Origin of the sequence: Alteromonas lipotrueiana, from assembly GCF_019249245.1 — a bacterium.
Lineage (GTDB): Bacteria > Pseudomonadota > Gammaproteobacteria > Enterobacterales > Alteromonadaceae > Alteromonas > Alteromonas lipotrueiana.
Map to the genome: position 1 here is coordinate 29,668 of NZ_JAESDK010000024.1, position 17,724 is coordinate 47,391.

Here is a 17,724-nt window from a genome sequence, read left to right on the forward strand (position 1 = left end):
CAATTTTCTTAGCGGTTCGATCTGTTCCTTTACCTGTTTTCGAGAACCCGTCAGGTAGGTTTTCCACGCATTTCGTTTGAATGTATCCACTATGCTATCCGAAGTTGTTTTCAGCACTCATTGCTAACAAAGATAATGCTGTACGTAGTCCTTAGGTTTGACGACCCAAGTTGGAACAGAGAGCATAATTTGTCTAGATAAACTGTTGATCCCCCATTGTTTAATAAGTCACTTAAATCACACACTATGAATAGGCAGGTTCTTTAGCTGTCAGAATTTGCGAGTTCATTGATGATTTATAAAATGTCATCTGACTCCACATGTGTGGTAAGCGTTGGAAGCGGTGCGAAGTGGATTAAGTATAGCTTCAAGCCAGATCAGGAATATCTACTGAAATAAATAGAGTGTCGGTTCGAGCTAAATCAGGGTAAAACTACGTATATTGGGGACTGCCATTCTCACCCTGACGCCACGCCTAATTTGAATCACAGGGACGAATAAACGCTTCTGAATATAGCTTTAACAGAAGAAGCACAATGTCCAAATCCCATAAAGATGATTCTCGGTTCGCGGCCTGATAAGTGAAGTCTTAATTGTGTTAGATTTGTAAGAGGTCGAAGGAGCATTTGGCCTTTCTACACCTGTCAGTACGAACGACTGAATGTGGTGATTGATTAGCCCCTCCAACCGCTGTTATTGTCTAAACTAACCTATGGTTGGCGCTACATCAGAGAAGAGGCTTCTATGCATAATTCACGAGACTTTGACATATCCAAAATAGCGGAAGCTGATTTTGACTATTCATCCAGTAAACTAAGCTTACCGGCAGCTATTGCTGCCAATTCGGACAAAATTATTAAAGTAGTCTCAGAATCTTCAGCACCATTCTATGTGTTCTCTGAAAAGAGATTGCAGAAGTTTATTGAAGATATTCTAAAACCTGAAACAACCGCCCCTTCATTCTTTGACGGTATGGAAACATTCGAAACTGGTGAAAAAATTGATATGGGAGTATTAGATGATTTGCCGAAGTTGGCTAGCGAATATAACGAAGATGATATGGACGCGTTGAAGGAATTTCAAAAACGCTCGGCTGGCAAACCTGACTGAATGAGGGATGTCTGTCGCTCAATGAGAGCAGTGGTTCCCTGCCAAATTATGCAAACTGGGGAAAAAATAATCTTGCGGGCTTAAACAACTGTGACAACGAGGATCATTGATACTCTCGCAGGTCATGCATCTATAACCGGTATTTAAATAGTGGTGTTAAAAGATAATTGTTTCAGAACAAACTTATGCAATTCGCCTCAAAAAAATGAGTGGGTAGGTCACACGGTCTCTGGACAGGATGACACTGGGGGCGACAGTGATATCGATATTATTCTCCCAGCCGACGGCCAGATCCAAGTACGATACGTCTAGCTAGATGCATTTGGGTATTAATCATAAAACCTACGACGACTTGAGTCTCGACAGCATTAAGTCAGCAGAAATTTTATTTAGTTGTAATTTGATACTAATTGCAAATAGCTATGGACTTGGGAGTATAATTGCAACATCGGCAGCGGCGAGCTGCCAGTAACCGCAGAAACAAAGTGGATTCACTCGCCCAAAAGTGATGAGAGAACTGATTATCTAAGTGGTGTGATGGTGCGGATCACTCTGCTTTTAGGATCAGTATGTCTGTTGATTTTGAAAAGCATAAGTTACAGGAAAACTTGAAGAGGCAATCTAAGCGGCTGTCAGAGCTTATTGATGTACCATTAACTAAAGCACAATATCTTCTTGCTGTTCACATTTATTCTGAAGTCGCCTTCGAGCATGTAAAAGCAAAGATAGACAAAGGAAAGTTTACAGGTCTAATCTTTCTCGCTGCTGTTGCTTCGGATGCTGATGATCAAACACTAGATAAATTTTTAAGTGAGTTTGGAGAAATATATCAGAGAACTGAAAACAGTCCTCTCGCAAGTATGTATCAAGGTCCGACTAGAGAATTAATTTTTCGTTTATTTGATTTGAACGTTGATGTACTGGCTTCGCAACGTTATCGCGCTTTCAATAGTAGCTAAAATAACTTATTCTTGTCGAAGGTTGACTGGACAGCCTGTATCTGCCAAATCGCGATATGTGCGTTTGAAGGCGAAGTGGATTCATCCAGACAATTTGTTTATGTGTATGAAGTGTGAGCCTCAGGCAGGTGTTTACGCTTATTCTTTCTTTACTGAGAGTCGCATAAACATGTCTAAAGATAATTCTGAAAAAAATATCTACCTTCAAGCGAAACGAGCATCTAAAGTTTTTGATATCCCGCTGTCCAGAGCCAAAGATGTCGTAGCACAATCAATATATCGGTGTCATGACTACATCGATCTCTCAAGGAAAATTCGAAGCAAGAGTTTAAAAGCATCTGCTTATCCATTCAGCAAAGTTTCTCCAGAAAACGGAGAGGATGCTTTAGCTTACTTAAATAATCACGTTGAACATCTAAAAGAGAGATTTTCCAAATGTTTGGCAAAACCTATTAGTCAGCGAGCGTTCTCCAAATCTATTCAGCGGATCTTTGGCTTTGAAGCTGAAGAGAACCTTTTAGATGATTTTTATAGCTTTTCTAATTACGGCTGGAAGGTCTACACCGAAATTCAAGGTAACAAAGACACCGTATACTATAAAGATTTTACCTTAAACGGTGTAATGTACCGACTATTAGCAGTAAACGTAATCACTGCTTGCTCTTTTCAAAACAACAGCTTAATCCAAGTTCAAGTTTTATACAGCGAGTTTCAAAAGTATCAATTTCCACCGATAGCATGGCGGAGATGGGAAGAATGGCAGGAAGAGGCAGACATTTTCTTCAACACAATAGGTATAAAGGATGCGCCTCAAAAGAATGCGTTTAATAGTGTTGCCAAACCCAAGAATCAACAGCAGGAAGAATTCCAGCAAAATGTGAATAAATTCCTAACAGTAATCAAGAATGAAAATTTAGTGTCGAAACTCCAGACAGTACAAATGTCCAACTTTGACTATTTAATGATTGGCTTTGCAGTGGACGAGGGCGAAATTGTAGGAGAAACGCTAGACTATTATCTCACAGACGAGAATTTACACAATTTTAAGACTGCGTTCTCAGTTGGAGATGGGACAATCTGTTTGGAGGTTTTCGAAGTAAATGAGGAAGGTAAGTATATAGGTGTGGATATCGATTATTATGCAGAAGCTAAACAATGCTATAGCGCTTTCAACGATTACAAAGAAAAATACGTTGTGATCAACAAAAGAAGGTATGAGGCGTTTTTCCGACCATGCTTTGAAGTCGAAAGTGATAGATTGAATGGTAGTACGTTAGTAACTACTGAGACTTGTATGGACAAACTTTTGTGACTAAAAGATTCTAGTTGGTGGGTTTGATTACAAAGAGAAACTGACATTCTTCTAAGTACGTTTTGCTGAAATTAAAGTGAAAGAACAGCTACGACGTTAATGAACGATAGTCGGCTCGTCGATCTCCGCTTTGGCCGTCTGCTTACAATGGCCACTCCGGACAGTCGCGCTCCCAGTTTTGAGTTGAATCTATTGCCAACTTCAGATCTTCACCAGTTTTCCCTTTATCATGTACCATAGCTCTATAAGCTTTTAATTTGGTGGACTGAGATGAATGAAAAAGAGTTGATAATTGACACTTGCTCTTCCCCCAATGATCCTGTCGTAGGTGCTTACGTTGGTATTCAGATACGACATAAGCCATCAAAAATTGTTGTAAAAAGTGTTAAAATGAAGACTCAGCACGAGAATAGGCTAGAAGCAATGGAAAAGCTGAAGCTTGAGCTAGTGAAAGAGCGATTTTGTAGCATTGATGAAAATGACCTCGTCGATGGTGAGCAGTTTTTCAGAGAACTGGATAGCGGCAAGAGCTACTAGTTATGGTACACCATTAGGGTTTCCTGTTGCTTTAACTTACGATTAGGTTATCGGGCCGGATCGTTCCAGTAACTGCCGTTCAGAATTTTGGGGGGTACGGCAGCTCCGTACTTATTGCGGTAGTAGGCTTATAAAGAGCTTAATGGCACCAATGAGCGAACAGCAGACGTTGGCGTTCTAGTATCACCACAATTAATCTAGTCACATCCGCTGCATTGTTTCCCTATTAAGGATAATGGCGGACTGCGATTTTTTGCTCTTAACATAATCAGACTCACTCTCTTGCAGTCTATATTTATCGACTTTCAGAAGCTTATTAATCATGGCAATATGGATAAAAATGAACACTTGCCCAGAAAAAAACGTGTGATTTGCGCAGTTTTAAGTTGTTAGCCTTACTAGGAAAATATCATGTTAATGTCCTTGAATACTCGTAATTACAAACATAAAAAAGCCTATGGGCGTGATGACATAATTATGGATGCGAACTAAGCCCAAATTGAACGTTCAAAAGTTAATCCCAAACGAGTTAAGAACATGCTTAGGTTTAGTTACACAAAGGAAAAATCTGTGTTAATAGAAATGTTCAATGAGGTTGAAGTTATTGAAAGTATTATGACTAAAGATTTTCATTACAAAGAGCATAGTCTTGGGGTGCTTTTTACTGGTGCTGTTTCATCGTCTAAAACGGTAACAAAAGAAGAAGCAGCGTTACTTTATCCAAATGCTTTTAATAAGCTTGGTCATTTCAAACAATTTACTATTAAGTATATGTTTAAGGTTAACAAGCCAATTAAAGCGAAACTACGATAGCGTGTCTCGGTTCCACTCCACTACACAGGTTAAGTAAATGGAAACACAACGGAAGGGAGATATACGCGTTGCATCTGAAATTTGTAGTGAATTGCCACGGCTAAAATATTTGGAGGCGGCTGAAGATATGGTCAAGAAGTTTGGTAATGAGCTTCAGGTCATGCATATCTACATCGAAGAAAAGGCAATTGCTCCTTTTATTGTGTTATCAGAAAATCGAAAAGAAGTTATTACAACAACGCACAATCACTACGCGGTCTTTCTTAATGATTTGGTGTTCGATAATGAATTTCCGAACGGCTTGCCTATCGATGAATGGTTGGGTGCTTTTATGTATATGAGTAAAGACGGTATACCAACACTATTAGCTCGTGATGATATAAAGTGGATGCGCGTTGAACAGTTCAAAACAGAAATGGACAGGAAAAATTGGATTAGAAGGGAAGACAATTATGGATATGGTATTTTGTAAAGACGACGGTGAAGAATACGAAATCGCCGAGTTCGTAGCATTGCCCAATGCGGAGAGAGAAAGCAAAAGAAGGGCGCTTCTATGTACAGAATGCAATGGGTTTGCTTGGTACAGAAAAGAAAGTCGTCTTTCTCCAGCTCACTTCTGCGCACACCATGCTGAAGACTGCACATTTAAAACACACTATGAAGATGCAAGCGAAAGTGACGATGATGCGCTTGAATTGGATCACGAGGCATCTAACACGCTCATAATTAACCTAGAAGAAGAAAAAGGCGGTTCAATAGAAGTCGCAGAGCCTCATCCAGAGCGAGATCCCAACAAAGAGTTCGACGGCTCTACAAGCAATAGTTTTGTCCGCCGCAGGTTTGAAGGTGACTCACCACAACAGTCAAACCTTAGGCGTTTACTATTGCGACTAGTGCGCAGTGCATCATTCAGAAGTTCTTCGGATGAGGTCGTCTTTTACAAGCGCCAGAATGAAGTTTTCGTGAACGGCGCTATTAAAAATGTGGTTAAGCGCTTTGACCAAATTACCAAGTTTGATGATGACCGTTCAGCGCTATTTTGGGGGCCAATCGCATCTGTTGGTAAAACACCTGATGGAAGACTTTGGCTGAATTCGAGTAAAGACTATAGCTCGGCTAGCATTTCCATATTTGACGATATCGTGGATGACTTTCTCGATCTATTTGAGGTCGATGACATAGACGATTTACTTGGTGCTTGGGTTATTGTCGCTGGAACTTGTCGTTTCAGCGGTGATGGGCAAGGTAAGCCCATTATTTGGTGCGGTACGCCGAATTATATTTTTGTCAGGAAATATAGAGATCCGAACCTCAGGGCCAGTTAAAAGGTATCCAATAAAACTGTACTCCAAAGCGGTTGTTGAAATTACCTGCGCTATTATTATCTGAAGTCAGGTAATTAATATGAATGGAGAGTTTAAGATGATGCTTTTAAGTCAGGTAAAGCAGATTGTTGCTGACACCTACCTTGCATACGACTTAGCTTATACCGGAAGCGAAGCCTTTGATTCTTATCTTAGGGAAGGAGAGCTAGGAATTGCTACAGAAGCACTGAGACGTTGTAAACTAGGATCAGATACCGTCAAAGAGGAAATGGTGGACTTGTTCAATGAGATAATGCGCTTGATAGAGAGCGACAGAAAGCAACGGTTTTTAGAGTGAATATGGATATTGATCGCGTTCGACAAATAATAATGGCTCAGGAGCAATTTTTGAACGTAGATGATAGTTACACTTTTTACTATGATGAGTCCAATAATATTCGGAAGCTTTATCTCACTGACTCTGGCCTAAATGTTCAGCAAGATCAAAACTTTGTACTGGCCGGGATCGCTCACATCAGTGGTTTCGACAACAATCGGTTTGAGTCACTTTTTAACTCTCTTTCACTCCAGAAATCTGCAAACGAACTGAAGCTGAAACATATTGCGAAAGGTGGACCTTTCGATATGTTGAAGTCGAGCAAGCTCAGGAAAATCTTTGATTGGTTGAACGAAAATGAGTTTTACATCCATTATTTTAATCTCAACCCATTGTATTGGTCTGTCCTAGACATCATAGACTCAATAATTGGCGAGACTCACGATAGGGCATTTATAATTTCCCACCTTCAGTTGAAGGGAGACTTCTATGACTTGGCTATGGCAAATAGGCAGACGTTCTTGTCACGACTATCCGCTTTCAAATATCCAGACGTTGATGAAGCTGAAGCGAAGGATTTCTGTCGTTGGCTAATCGAATTTGTAAAAGAACGATCTGGTAGCCTTCAAACATATCGCACTGGTATGCTGAAGAGCCTGTTCGAAAGGTCGCTTGAGTTAGATGAATTACCCTTTATTTCTAGTTTTCATGGAAAAGAGCTGATTGATAACTTCATGGTGTTTTATCTTCAGAAGTTGTACATCTTCAAGAATTCACGACATATCTTTGATAAAGAAGAACAGATCCAATGCTTAATCGAAAGGGCCTCTCTAGTAAAAGATGGAAAACTTTTCAAAAATTACGAGTTTGTCGAATCCCATGATCATCGAGGCGTGCAACTCTCTGATGTCATTGCAGGTTTTTTGGGTAAGTACTTCACATATATTAAGGATACTAGTTCAGAGCAATTGATCAGTAATATTGCCAGCCTTACAGACATGCAGCGGCAGTGCTTCCTATCTTTACTTTGTTTAATTAATAGGTCTGATGATAAAAGTCGAGCATTTTTCACTGTGGTAAACAGTGCAGGTGAGAGGCAAAAACACCGATACCTATGTCAGGCCATAGCGAAGAGTGGGGCTTAATGAGGAGGAAAATTGTCAGGGCGAACATCAAGCGGTTACGCAGTTATTTCAGGTCTATTAATCAAACTGTGGTATCGGAAGTCCCTCCTAAGCTCCTCACATTTGAGGATATGGCAAAGTCCAAAGCAAAAGGGCAAGAATGTTATAGCGAAAGACTGAAAAAGGCAGAAACCTTGAACCCTCGTCAACTGAAAAAATATAGAAATAATCAAAAAGTGCTTGGCTACTTTGGCAGCCAATATGGCGGTATATGTAAAGTTAAGTTAAAACCAGCGTCAGCGCCTTATCGAAAAAGTTAAATCAAACCTGTTCATAAAACCTCCGTTTTCCATACATCTTCATGTATATCTCATCTTGTTCAGATTTTGCTCGACAAGCTGTCCATAAACTTGTTAACTTATCTATGTTAACTAAAGGTACGTTTAGAGAATGATTTTAGGTTATGCAAGAGTTAGTACAAATGATCAAAACTCAGCACTTCAAATTGATGCACTAGAGAAGTTTGGTTGTGATCGAGTTTATGAAGAAAAGGTGTCCGCAACATCAAAAGTGCGCCCGCAACTTGAACGGCTCTTAGATAGCTTGCGGGAGGGTGACAAAGTAATCGTCTGGCGACTAGATAGATTGGGTCGTTCAATTAAAGATCTGATTGCTCTCGTTGAACTGTTCAAAGAACGAAATGTTCAGTTTGTATCACTCACTGAAAACATTGATACGAGTAGTCCCTCAGGAGAACTCATCTTCCATATTTTTGCTTCCGTAGCTCAATTCGAACGCTCACTCATCATCGAACGAACTAAAAGTGGACTAACTGCCGCTCGTGCCAGAGGCCGAGTCGGCGGAAGGAAACCCTTGTTATCAAAAGAAGATGTTAAGAAAGCTAAAGCAATGGCTTCTAGCAATGACATTAGCATTAGCGAAATAGCAGAACATTTTAAAGTGAGCCGAACGACCTTGTACAAATATTTAAACCAAAAGAGTGAATGAGCACATGGATTACAACAACAAACTGAAGTGTGACCGGTATTATGTTTCTAGAATTACTGGCCGGGACTTTAACGAAGAAATGGAGAGTGATCGTGGGCGTTCAATTAATTCAGCAGCAGTTAGAAGACTCCAGCAGAAAACACAGGTTTTCCCTTTAGAAACGAACGCCGCAGTTCGCAGCAGATTAACCCACTCACTTGAAGTTCAGCAAACCGGACGTTACATAGCAAAACTGATATTAAAAAAGCTGGATGAACAGGAATTAACGACTCAACTTTGTTTGAATGACAAGCGTGAAGGCTTTGTTAGTGCAATAGAGATAGCCTGTTTACTGCATGACGTCGGTAATCCAGCGTTTGGCCATTTCGGCGAAGAAGCTATCAATAACTGGGCACGTAATCGGCTCAAATCTATTTTCAAAGAAAAGTTCGGTGACGAAGTGGAGAGTGACACACTCGTAACTGACTTAATGACATTTGAGGGTAATGCTCAAGCTATTCGGTTACTGCATAGTTTGCAAAGCTTGAATCTGACTTTCACGCAAACTGCGTGTCTCATCAAATACACTAGACCGGCTTATGAGGATAAGCCATCTGAAGGTGACGAGTTTGAATATCGCATGAAGAAACCGGGGTTTTACTACTCCGAGTTGGAGTTTGTTCAACAACTGAATGCAGTATTGGGTATTGGCAATGGTTGTCGTTTCCCGCTCACATACATAATGGAAGCGGCTGATGACATCTCGTACTGCATCGCGGACTTAGATGATGCCCTAGACAAAGAAATATTAGATGTTCCTCAGTTGCACGACGCTATCATGAAAACGTGGAATTCATTTAAGGGAAAGGAAGACGTTGCGGATAGTGTTGTGGATGAAGGGTATCTATTAAACATAGCGGAATCAGCTTTGGCTAATTATGAGCGTGAATCGCATAACAAAAACCATGCATATATGCTTACGCTGCGCACAAAACTTGTGAATGACCTCGCAAACTATGCGTCAGATCGATTTATTCAAAATCACCAAGAAATCTTCAACGGAACATTGGACGAACCGTTATTAGGGGGGAGTGACAAATTTTATTTGGCGACGGAGACCTTGAAAAAAGTAGCGATCTCAAAGGTGTTCTCAGATCACGAAGTGGAACGGCTTGAGCTTAAAGGACTTGCTGTTATTTCTGGCCTCCTTAATATCTACACACCGCTATTAGAACTTAACTTTGAAGACTTTAAGGCTTTGTCTAAAAAAGAAATTTTGAAACCCGCGCCTATTGAGACGCGATTATTCCATGACTTGTCTAGTAAGCATAAGCGAACTTATTCAGACAGTGTAAAAGCCCTCTTTGAGAAGAGCGACATATCTCAGGATGATGAAAAGTTAGAGCTGTATTACCGCTCAAGGTTAATTATTGATTATGTAAGTGGGATGACTGATCGTTTCGCGTTAGATGAGTACCGAGAACTGACTGCCACACTTTAGGTGATATATGAGTATTGATAAATTTGGCAGCTTAGAAGAGCTTAAACAGTTCTTTAGCAATGGCGGTAATCCTTGGTTTGATGCGGAGTTCTCTCCACAAACACATAAGATGGTTGAAGCACTTGGCGCGAAGGGAGCACATCTCAACAAGTGGTGGGTGAGGACACCGATGGATTGGGAATGCCCATCTTGCAAGAGAAAAAAGCCACAAATCGCCAAACTTGATTCGCGCGGTTACGCTTCCTGCCAATTACATGAACATCATGACCACATGAAAGATATTGTTCGAAGACTTTTCGAAGAAATTTCGTCATCCAGAGAGCAAGTTGTTGCTAGTGAGCTGGCTGAACGCTTCGCCGTCAGAACGTCCTTCGCAATATCCGCATATGACAATACGGTCATTTGCGCTGACTGCAATAAGGCCGATGGCTTAGCTAAATTAAAGATAAAGGCGCATCAGGACTTTTCCTTCTCTCCCGCTGAAATAGGTCGCTTTGTTAAGCCCAGAAATAATCAAGAACATGAAATAGACGCTGAAGTCGCATCCGTTATTTGGCATGAGAATATTGATGTTTTTAACAAGCGAATGAAGCTCGCAAAGTATATTGCTAATCAAGCTGCAAGTGACGCACATTGGTATCAGCCCTCCAACTCATCGGCAAAAGAAGTCGAGAGAGCAGCGACCTACCGCTTCAATCTGCGAGGGCTAAATTCGTTGCACTATGATCCTGAAAAACTGCTTTACAACTCAATGCCATTTAAAGGGAATCATTCATCTTGGCGACTGAAGCCTAAGCAACAGACCAAGGATAAACCAACAGCAGGTCAAGTTGCTCATCTTTCACAGACAAGAGGGCGTAGTTGGACAAGGTATGATGACAATTGGAAATGTCCATGTTGTGAGCGTTCCAAATACGACTGCCTTAAGCCCTCAAAGAACAACCCTTGGGTTTTCGAAGTAAAATCTATTCTTGCCCACAATACAGAAAGCGATTCATTTGCTGACGATATTAAAGTGTGCAACGAGTGTTTTAACGCTGCGAATCACCTTGGACGAGAGGCTATCGAAGAAGTGAAAGAAGAGGATCCTACAATTGATGTTTACTTTCCACATAGCCTTATAGCGTTCGAGGAGCTTCAGTCTGTAATTATGGCGCGGCCACATTCATCTCATCTAATTAACAACGAACTGGCAGAAGATGCGGTTAAGACGGCGATAGAAAGGATTGTCGATGAAAATTACAACAATTCTCCCAAACACAAGGCGATATTGAGGGAAAAGCATTTGTTGCTAGGGTAAGTCGTACATGAACATTCATACCAGCAACTGCTGGAATGCCCAAAGCTCTTAATCCAATAAATTTATAAAGGTCTTTTATGGCTATTAGCGATGAATACGGTTCAACATACTGCGCTCCGATTTTTCTCTCAAAACCGTTTGTGCAAGACGGTCATACAGCAGAAAAGGCCAATGGAACGATGACGTTCGTGAAATATCAGAATGCCAGATACGTAGTAACCTGTTCACATGTATATCACCAGCAAAAACTGCATACATCATCAGAAAGACATCTAACAGCGGTAGGTAACAGTAGAACGGTCTTTCAATTTGGTGGCTATGGACCGGACGGGTACGTGAGTGCCTTCAAAGCATTACAAAAAACCGAATTAGACAATGGGAACCCAGATATTGCTATTGCTCCTGTTGGTCGGTCCTTCATCGAGCTATACATGTTAGAAAAGAATAAAGATTTTATCGATCTTGATAACTGGATTGAGCCAGATTGGGGGTACAACTGTCACAAGTTGGCGTGTGGTTATGCAACGGAACATAAGGTTCAGACTGAGACCCATGTACTTGCAGCATATATTCAGGCAATTCTGGAACCAACCTCACCAATAAATCCAACTAGAGAAAGGTTTTCCCTACTTTCTAGTCTTGAGAAAGAGCACAACCTTTACTTCAGTGGAATGAGTGGCGGCCCGGTATTTACTAAGTTTGGAGAAAGTAAGAACCTATCGGCAATTGGAATTATTTTTGAAGGAATACCCGGTAGCTCTAAAGAGTGGGCATCGCGTGATGGTGGGGCGTTTTTTACAGGCTCGGATATCAAGCTGGACGCACTACTATTAACACCGCCGATTTTTAAGCAATGGTTACAGATGGCGGATTTGCTCTAGTGATGGTAACTGACTGTTGACACGGTAAAATATCTAATTAAAACCTAGCTCTATTTATGTGTATGAGATTTTTGCGGTGCGGTGTCTAACTGCTTTCTAGTTTCTTCCATCTTAAAGCAAACATCTCATCTAAATCGGTATCGAAATGGTCTTCACAGCGAAACAAAAATACCTTTTTGATAGCACTAGTTTTTTCATCAACAGACAATATCTCAGTTGAGAAATAGACGTTTTTCTTGCAGCACGCACTGCATTCTTCGTTTTTGAAATCAATCATGTAGTTATTTATCAGTGATAATTAGTCGATGTAGTTCTCTGGGTACTTTTTGCTCATAAGTATCCTGAGATATTCTGAAAGCTATCATGATGTAAATTGAAATGATATTTGGTTGTGTTTTGATACCAAGTCAAACTGTTAAAGTGTGGAAAAAGTAATCGAACAACTAAGCATTTGAAATAAAATATCAAATGAGATGTGACCCACTACAGGTTACTTCCCCCATTGGGATATCGATGCACCAACTGAATGAAAGCTCGATTTAGAAATAGGGATACCTCTGCCATCTTGACCATTTCTTCCTTAAATGAGTCGGGTCCTAGACTTTCTTGGTCGAAAGAATACTCCTCAGTATTTTCATCAATGACAATAATAGGATTTGAGCGAAGGATCGCCACTATCTCTCCTCCACCTTTTATCTCAATGTATGCTGAATGTAGAACCCTGTTTCTATATTTCCTTAGCGCATGCAGCTCTTCTGCGCATTTATGAAAAGACTTAAGGAAATCCTCTTCCAAATGAGTGGGTAGAGTACATTTCGGTAGCGCTTCAATGAAAAGTTTTTGGACTTCATTGATTAGGTCATGATTGCTCAGTGTACGAAGTTCTAGTGGGGGCCATTGTTTTCTTTCTGGATCAATAATAAACCAACCGATCTCTCGAAGTTTGTTCTCAATCCATTGAAACGAAACAACGAATTCGCCGACGCGCTGGTAGATTTCAGATTCATTCACTAAAGGTTCAATTCCATATCTGTCACATTGGGTACTATCATCTCGTTTCTCTTTTACCCAAAGTTACGTTTGATCACTTTCATCATCTCTGACATCGCTGCATTGTTTCCAGTGACGATTTTAACATTACCGGTTTGGCGACTGTTGCCTGACGATTCGTGAGATAGGGGTAAACCTTTGAACGGAGCATTGTCAAAAAGGAACAAGAAATTATCTCCCTGTAAAGCGTTGCAGCATGCACAAGTGTTTGCCCAGTATGAACCACCGTATTTTTTTGAGTGACGGTACTGAATCGTCGCCGGTTTAGGTGAAGGCGGTTTATGTTCGCAGAACGGCACGCCATACCACCAAAACACGGGAGTCTTCTCGTGACACCGAAAGCATTCTTCTATGTCAGCAATATAATGAGCTTGCCTAGGATCTTTGATGGCTGAATATAATGATCTGTCGATATTGAAGTGATCACACAGTCTTACAACATCCTTTAAATGTGTTTTGCAATCAGTGCAGTAGGTGTTCTTCAGTTGAGCTTGGGTTGGAATCCATTTGAATGGATCTCGCAAAACATCCTCGGCTTTCAATTCTACCCAGTAGACTTCTAAATTAGTTGCCTTATTAACATCGACAGAATGTGTATTAAAAATTTCTACAGCCAAAGCTATGTTCGTACTACGATAGCCAACCACATCGCAGATAAAGTCACCGACTCTAACTTCTAGTTTTGCATCAGTGAACGTTCCAGATGGCAAATCAGTTGCGAAGACAACACCACAGCATTCGCAATGACTTTCCAAACAAATTACTGCGTTGCCAGAAGCGTTAGCAGACATGGCTTCGAGGATTAAGCCTTTAGCTGTTATGTGGAGAATAGACTCAAGGCTACAGTGCGACTCAGGCGCATGTGCAAAGTGGGCCGCTCGATATTCACCAGATCTGAAAACTAGTGAAGTCTTACACTGCGGACAGCGATAACTCTCGCCTTTGAGAGCTTGATTCGCTGCAACGAGTTTATCTTTGTCATCTAGTCCATATGGTATTTTCAGGCTTTCCATGTTTCGTCCAAAAATTTAGCTTGGCAAGTAACCTTACCTTTGAAGTCGTTATGGTAAGGCTAACGGCATAAGCTTGTAAAATAAACCACAACTGATATACATGGTTCTACATCTGGACAAAGACTTGTTCCTGCATGGCTTTCGATATTTATTAGGATGGTAAGGTAGTTAAATGGAAATAAGTAAAGTTGACCTAAGTGGTTATAGAAATTTTAAGAATGCATCCGTTAACTTCCAATACGATAGTCTATTGATAGGGGCCAATGATGTCGGAAAAAGTAACCTTCTCCATGCTCTGCGAATTCTGTTAGATAAAAATTTATCCGAGGCTGATATTGAGCCATCAGAAACTGATTTTTATACGAGCAAAGTTGCATCCTGCAACGAAATAGTAATAACAATTTATTTTAAGAATGTAACTGAGGACGCCGTACTGTCAGTACTTAAGGGGGCTGTCAGCGATGAGGGGGAGTGTATTTTTCAGTACAATGCCCATTTGTCTGATTTGAGTTATCGTCTATTCATTGGACATCAAATTGACCAACTTGAAGAGGTAAATAGTCGGTTTTACTTGCGGTACGTGAATCTCAACTACATGGAATCACAAAGAGATTTAGAAAAGTACATTGCAAAAGAAAAGCGGAAATTGCTTAAAACTTCTTTTGCCTCTTTGTCTGAACAGCAACTCGAAGAAGACAAAGAGTTAATGGATGAAATTAGTCAGGATTTGCTGGATTTAAACGAAAAGGTTTCTCAACTTGTCTATGTTGACCAAGCGACGTCAGAGGTCAATACCGAACTAAAAAAGCTATCCAATCAACACCTCAATTACAATGTGCAATTGGATACAGGTGCCATACAGGTGAGTGATTTTGTCGATAGATTGAAGTTAGGAGCGAGTACTAATGGCTCCTCCGTGACCCTTGGAGGAGATGGCAGAAATAATCAGATATTATTAGCTCTTTGGAAAGCGAAGAGCATAAGGGAGCATGCTGTAGACCACGAAGTAGTCTTTTACGTGGTAGAAGAACCTGAAGCGCACTTACATCCTCATCAGCAAGGTCGAATGACCAACTACTTGATCAATGAACTGCCGGGTCAAACGATAATATCGACCCATTCCTCTCGAATAGCAACAAACTTTAAGCCTGACTCAATTATCAGATTGCTAAGTAAGGATAATTCAACGGTTGCTGCCAGTGGTGGTTGCTCAGATTGCATTGAGCAGGGGTTTGAAGATATGAGTTATCGCATGAGCATCATTCCGGCGGAAGCATTTTTTTCGAGTGGTGTATTGTTGGTTGAAGGTCCTTCGGAAGAATTGCTCTACCATGCTCTTGCTAAATCACTAGACATAGATTTGGATTACCTGAACCTGTCCATTCTTTGTGTAAACGGCATTTCTTTCAAAGTTTATGTGAAAATTTTAGATGCTTTAGAAATACCGTGGGTGATGCGAACCGATAATGATGTTTCAAAAGTTCCTAAAAAGAACGAATGGCAGTACGCAGGAATGAATCGGTGCTTGGCAATTATAGGGGATGACCCGGAAGAACACTCGGACAAAGAAGTTACAGCAAAAAATACTTTAGAGAACGGATTGTGGAAGGAAGTGGCGGATTACGTCGAGCAAGATGACATTTTCTTGGCACGCATCGATCTGGAAACTGATTTAGTTGAAGAACTTGGGAAAAAAGTTTTAACAGCGCTTGGGAAGAAAACAGAAGAATCCGCTATTAAGCATCTTCAGGATAAAAAAGCGCTACATATAAGAGAGCTTTTGAAAGACATTTCTGGAGACTTGAAAAGTATATCTGGAGGTCAGTTAGCCAAGCCACTTCACGCTCTTGTAGAGCTGGTAGCGTTAACCTGATGCCTTTTAACCCAACAGAACAGCAAAAGCAGGCAATTGCGTATCCTGATTCACTGGTTGTAACAGCATGTCCCGGTAGTGGAAAAACTACTGTTATGTCAGAAAAAATTAGTGATGTTTTGACTTTGAATCAAAAATATCAAGGCGTTATCGGAATAACTTTCACAAAGAAAGCTAGTGCAGAATTGAAGAAGCGGTGTAGTTCAAACGCAAAAGACTTAAAGAGCAGCTTCTTTGGAACCATAGATAGCTTTTGTTATCAGGAGTTGATTGTTCCTTTTCTTTCGAGGCTTTGGGGAAGTAACTCTAAAAAATGCGCAGTAGTTAAAAGGCTCAGCGATGATCAAGCCGCACTGTTTGAGAGAAAATATAATTCACCGAATATCCAAGAGCTGGATAATGATGTTGGGTTCAAACAGTTATATTTACAAAACACGCTGTGGATGTCCTCTTTTTCTGCGCTTGCTGTGTTTATTCTTAGGGAGTCAGTTGCTGCGCAGAATTATATTTCTGCCAAATATACTCATGTTTTTATGGATGAGTATCAAGATAGCTCGTTAGCACAACATGAGCTGTTTTTGACACTGAAGGATCTTGGTTTAGTAGCCACAGCAGTGGGTGATACTGATCAATCAATTTTTCGCTTTCGAGGTAGCCGTCCAGAACTTTTAGACCGGCTTATTAAGTCGCCGGATTTCAAGCACATTCATCTAGGCAAGAATCATCGTTGTCATCCATCTATTACAAACTATGCAAATCGCCTATTAGATCCTGATTGCGATCTATTGGATACAGACAATATTAGGGTGGCACGTTATGTATTGGACGGATTGCCTTTTGACGCTGCAAACAAGGTTTCAGAATGGATTATGAGGTGGGTTCGAGAAGAGAAAATTGCAGGGCCTTCTAAAGTTGCAATTTTGGCCAGAACTGCGAGGGTTTTGAATAGCGTTTGCGAAGGTCTTACATGTGACTACAGGCTAGTGTCAGACACCCCTCTAGACGACATCGGCGCTGATTGCTCCGATTTATTTTCAGAGTTATTAAGTTATAAACATGGTGCAATACAATCTGCCCAAACTGTTTTAGACTCGATTTCAGTCAGGTATTTTCTGAGTGGCAAAGAGCAAAGTGTTGTACTCCAATTCATAAAGTCTATTCGACAAAAAAGTGATGAAGAGTTTTTAGAAGCAGCTCTGTTGTTAGCTGGCGAGATTGGTTTGCCAGTTAAAGTAGAAACTATTGAAGCGACGAAGACAATTCAAACATCAGAATCCATCCTGAAGATGTTTCGCCCAGAGAACGAAGGCGAAGTTCAGGTAATGACATTACACAAGTCTAAGGGGCTAGAGTTTGATGTAGTTATCCATTTCGGGCTAGAGGAATGGGTGTTTCCATATCGCGAATTTTCAAGGGATTACAACAATCCTATATATCCTGACCTTGGACAGGAAACCAACCTACACTATGTTGGAATTACAAGAGCTGAGAGACTATGCATCTTGATACAGACTGCGTTGCGGCAAAATAGCGCAGGGAAAATTAGCAATGCGCAACCGTCGTACTTCCTCTCTCTTCCTCAGCTTGAAGGGTTATATAATCGTCATTAGAAATTGATTCTTA

18 protein-coding genes are annotated in these 17,724 nt (G+C 40.7%); 16 read left to right on the plus strand and 2 right to left on the minus strand.

Annotated features, from left to right (window positions below; translation table 11 throughout):
* Positions 1-744 precede the first annotated feature (744 nt).
* From JK130_RS14670 to JK130_RS14735, 14 genes are all read left to right on the plus strand, one after another.
* Positions 745-1,110, plus strand: coding sequence for a hypothetical protein (locus JK130_RS14670; RefSeq protein WP_218355080.1), 366 nt, complete (start codon positions 745-747; stop codon positions 1,108-1,110).
* Positions 1,111-1,679: 569 nt separating this feature from the next.
* Positions 1,680-2,069, plus strand: coding sequence for a hypothetical protein (locus tag JK130_RS14675; RefSeq protein ID WP_218355081.1), 390 nt, complete (start codon positions 1,680-1,682; stop codon positions 2,067-2,069).
* A 169-nt stretch (positions 2,070-2,238) separates the two neighbouring features.
* Positions 2,239-3,381 (plus strand): hypothetical protein, encoded by a 1,143-nt coding sequence (locus JK130_RS14680; protein WP_218355082.1) that lies wholly within the window; start codon positions 2,239-2,241, stop codon positions 3,379-3,381.
* 270 nt (positions 3,382-3,651) lie between these two features.
* Entirely contained in the window at positions 3,652-3,918 is a 267-nt protein-coding gene (locus JK130_RS14685) for a peptide chain release factor family protein (RefSeq protein ID WP_218355083.1), read from the plus strand.
* Positions 3,919-4,488: 570 nt separating this feature from the next.
* Entirely contained in the window at positions 4,489-4,731 is a 243-nt protein-coding gene (locus tag JK130_RS14690) for a hypothetical protein (RefSeq protein ID WP_218355084.1), read from the plus strand.
* A 37-nt stretch (positions 4,732-4,768) separates the two neighbouring features.
* Complete coding sequence (locus JK130_RS14695; RefSeq protein ID WP_218355085.1) at positions 4,769-5,203, plus strand: papain fold toxin domain-containing protein; 435 nt, start codon at positions 4,769-4,771, stop codon at positions 5,201-5,203.
* Positions 5,184-6,056 (plus strand): hypothetical protein, encoded by an 873-nt coding sequence (locus tag JK130_RS14700; protein ID WP_218355086.1) that lies wholly within the window; start codon positions 5,184-5,186, stop codon positions 6,054-6,056. The genes JK130_RS14695 and JK130_RS14700 overlap by 20 nt, the downstream gene beginning before the upstream one ends.
* A 79-nt stretch (positions 6,057-6,135) precedes the next feature.
* Positions 6,136-6,393 carry a hypothetical protein gene (locus tag JK130_RS14705; RefSeq protein ID WP_218355087.1) on the plus strand — a complete coding sequence of 86 codons (258 nt, stop codon included), beginning with the start codon at positions 6,136-6,138 and terminating at the stop codon, positions 6,391-6,393.
* A gap of 2 nt (positions 6,394-6,395) precedes the next feature.
* Positions 6,396-7,517: a DUF3800 domain-containing protein gene (locus JK130_RS14710; protein ID WP_218355088.1), complete on the plus strand. Its 1,122-nt coding sequence runs from the start codon at positions 6,396-6,398 to the stop codon at positions 7,515-7,517.
* Positions 7,518-7,627: 110 nt separating this feature from the next.
* On the plus strand, positions 7,628-7,816 hold the full coding sequence (locus tag JK130_RS14715) for a hypothetical protein (protein WP_218355089.1): 189 nt from the start codon (positions 7,628-7,630) through the stop codon (positions 7,814-7,816).
* A 130-nt stretch (positions 7,817-7,946) separates the two neighbouring features.
* A complete protein-coding gene (locus JK130_RS14720; protein ID WP_218355090.1) occupies positions 7,947-8,504 on the plus strand; it encodes a recombinase family protein in 558 nt (185 codons plus the stop codon).
* Positions 8,505-8,508: 4 nt separating this feature from the next.
* On the plus strand, positions 8,509-9,984 hold the full coding sequence (gene dgt / locus JK130_RS14725) for a dGTPase (RefSeq protein WP_218355091.1): 1,476 nt from the start codon (positions 8,509-8,511) through the stop codon (positions 9,982-9,984).
* Between the two features lie 7 nt (positions 9,985-9,991).
* Positions 9,992-11,284 carry a hypothetical protein gene (locus JK130_RS14730; RefSeq protein ID WP_218355092.1) on the plus strand — a complete coding sequence of 431 codons (1,293 nt, stop codon included), beginning with the start codon at positions 9,992-9,994 and terminating at the stop codon, positions 11,282-11,284.
* A gap of 77 nt (positions 11,285-11,361) precedes the next feature.
* On the plus strand, positions 11,362-12,165 hold the full coding sequence (locus JK130_RS14735) for a hypothetical protein (RefSeq protein WP_218355093.1): 804 nt from the start codon (positions 11,362-11,364) through the stop codon (positions 12,163-12,165).
* A 483-nt stretch (positions 12,166-12,648) separates the two neighbouring features.
* Here JK130_RS14735 and JK130_RS14740 read toward each other — a convergent pair whose 3' ends face one another.
* Together JK130_RS14740 and JK130_RS14745 are read right to left on the minus strand one after the other, a co-directional pair.
* Entirely contained in the window at positions 12,649-13,176 is a 528-nt protein-coding gene (locus JK130_RS14740) for a hypothetical protein (protein WP_218355094.1), read from the minus strand.
* Positions 13,177-13,229: 53 nt separating this feature from the next.
* A complete protein-coding gene (locus tag JK130_RS14745) occupies positions 13,230-14,228 on the minus strand; it encodes a competence protein CoiA family protein (RefSeq protein ID WP_218355095.1) in 999 nt (332 codons plus the stop codon).
* A 172-nt stretch (positions 14,229-14,400) separates the two neighbouring features.
* Here JK130_RS14745 and JK130_RS14750 point away from each other — a divergent pair, with 172 nt between their 5' ends.
* Together JK130_RS14750 and JK130_RS14755 are read left to right on the plus strand one after the other, a co-directional pair.
* Complete coding sequence (locus JK130_RS14750) at positions 14,401-16,101, plus strand: ATP-dependent nuclease (protein WP_218355096.1); 1,701 nt, start codon at positions 14,401-14,403, stop codon at positions 16,099-16,101.
* Entirely contained in the window at positions 16,101-17,711 is a 1,611-nt protein-coding gene (locus JK130_RS14755) for a UvrD-helicase domain-containing protein (protein ID WP_218355097.1), read from the plus strand. The genes JK130_RS14750 and JK130_RS14755 overlap by 1 nt, the downstream gene beginning before the upstream one ends.
* Positions 17,712-17,724 lie beyond the last annotated feature (13 nt).

Bases quoted from the DNA above. Each gene is read 5' to 3' on its own strand.
- JK130_RS14670 (WP_218355080.1), top strand. From the start codon at position 745: ATGCATAATTCACGAGACTTTGACATATCCAAAATAGCGGAAGCTGAT.
- JK130_RS14675 (WP_218355081.1), top strand. From the start codon at position 1,680: ATGTCTGTTGATTTTGAAAAGCATAAGTTACAGGAAAACTTGAAGAGG.
- JK130_RS14680 (WP_218355082.1), top strand. From the start codon at position 2,239: ATGTCTAAAGATAATTCTGAAAAAAATATCTACCTTCAAGCGAAACGA.
- JK130_RS14685 (WP_218355083.1), top strand. From the start codon at position 3,652: ATGAATGAAAAAGAGTTGATAATTGACACTTGCTCTTCCCCCAATGAT.
- JK130_RS14695 (WP_218355085.1), top strand. From the start codon at position 4,769: ATGGAAACACAACGGAAGGGAGATATACGCGTTGCATCTGAAATTTGT.
- JK130_RS14700 (WP_218355086.1), top strand. From the start codon at position 5,184: ATGGATATGGTATTTTGTAAAGACGACGGTGAAGAATACGAAATCGCC.
- JK130_RS14705 (WP_218355087.1), top strand. From the start codon at position 6,136: ATGAATGGAGAGTTTAAGATGATGCTTTTAAGTCAGGTAAAGCAGATT.
- JK130_RS14710 (WP_218355088.1), top strand. From the start codon at position 6,396: ATGGATATTGATCGCGTTCGACAAATAATAATGGCTCAGGAGCAATTT.
- JK130_RS14715 (WP_218355089.1), top strand. From the start codon at position 7,628: ATGGCAAAGTCCAAAGCAAAAGGGCAAGAATGTTATAGCGAAAGACTG.
- JK130_RS14720 (WP_218355090.1), top strand. From the start codon at position 7,947: ATGATTTTAGGTTATGCAAGAGTTAGTACAAATGATCAAAACTCAGCA.
- dgt (WP_218355091.1), top strand. From the start codon at position 8,509: ATGGATTACAACAACAAACTGAAGTGTGACCGGTATTATGTTTCTAGA.
- JK130_RS14730 (WP_218355092.1), top strand. From the start codon at position 9,992: ATGAGTATTGATAAATTTGGCAGCTTAGAAGAGCTTAAACAGTTCTTT.
- JK130_RS14735 (WP_218355093.1), top strand. From the start codon at position 11,362: ATGGCTATTAGCGATGAATACGGTTCAACATACTGCGCTCCGATTTTT.
- JK130_RS14745 (WP_218355095.1), bottom strand. From the start codon at position 14,228: ATGGAAAGCCTGAAAATACCATATGGACTAGATGACAAAGATAAACTC.
- JK130_RS14750 (WP_218355096.1), top strand. From the start codon at position 14,401: ATGGAAATAAGTAAAGTTGACCTAAGTGGTTATAGAAATTTTAAGAAT.
- JK130_RS14755 (WP_218355097.1), top strand. From the start codon at position 16,101: ATGCCTTTTAACCCAACAGAACAGCAAAAGCAGGCAATTGCGTATCCT.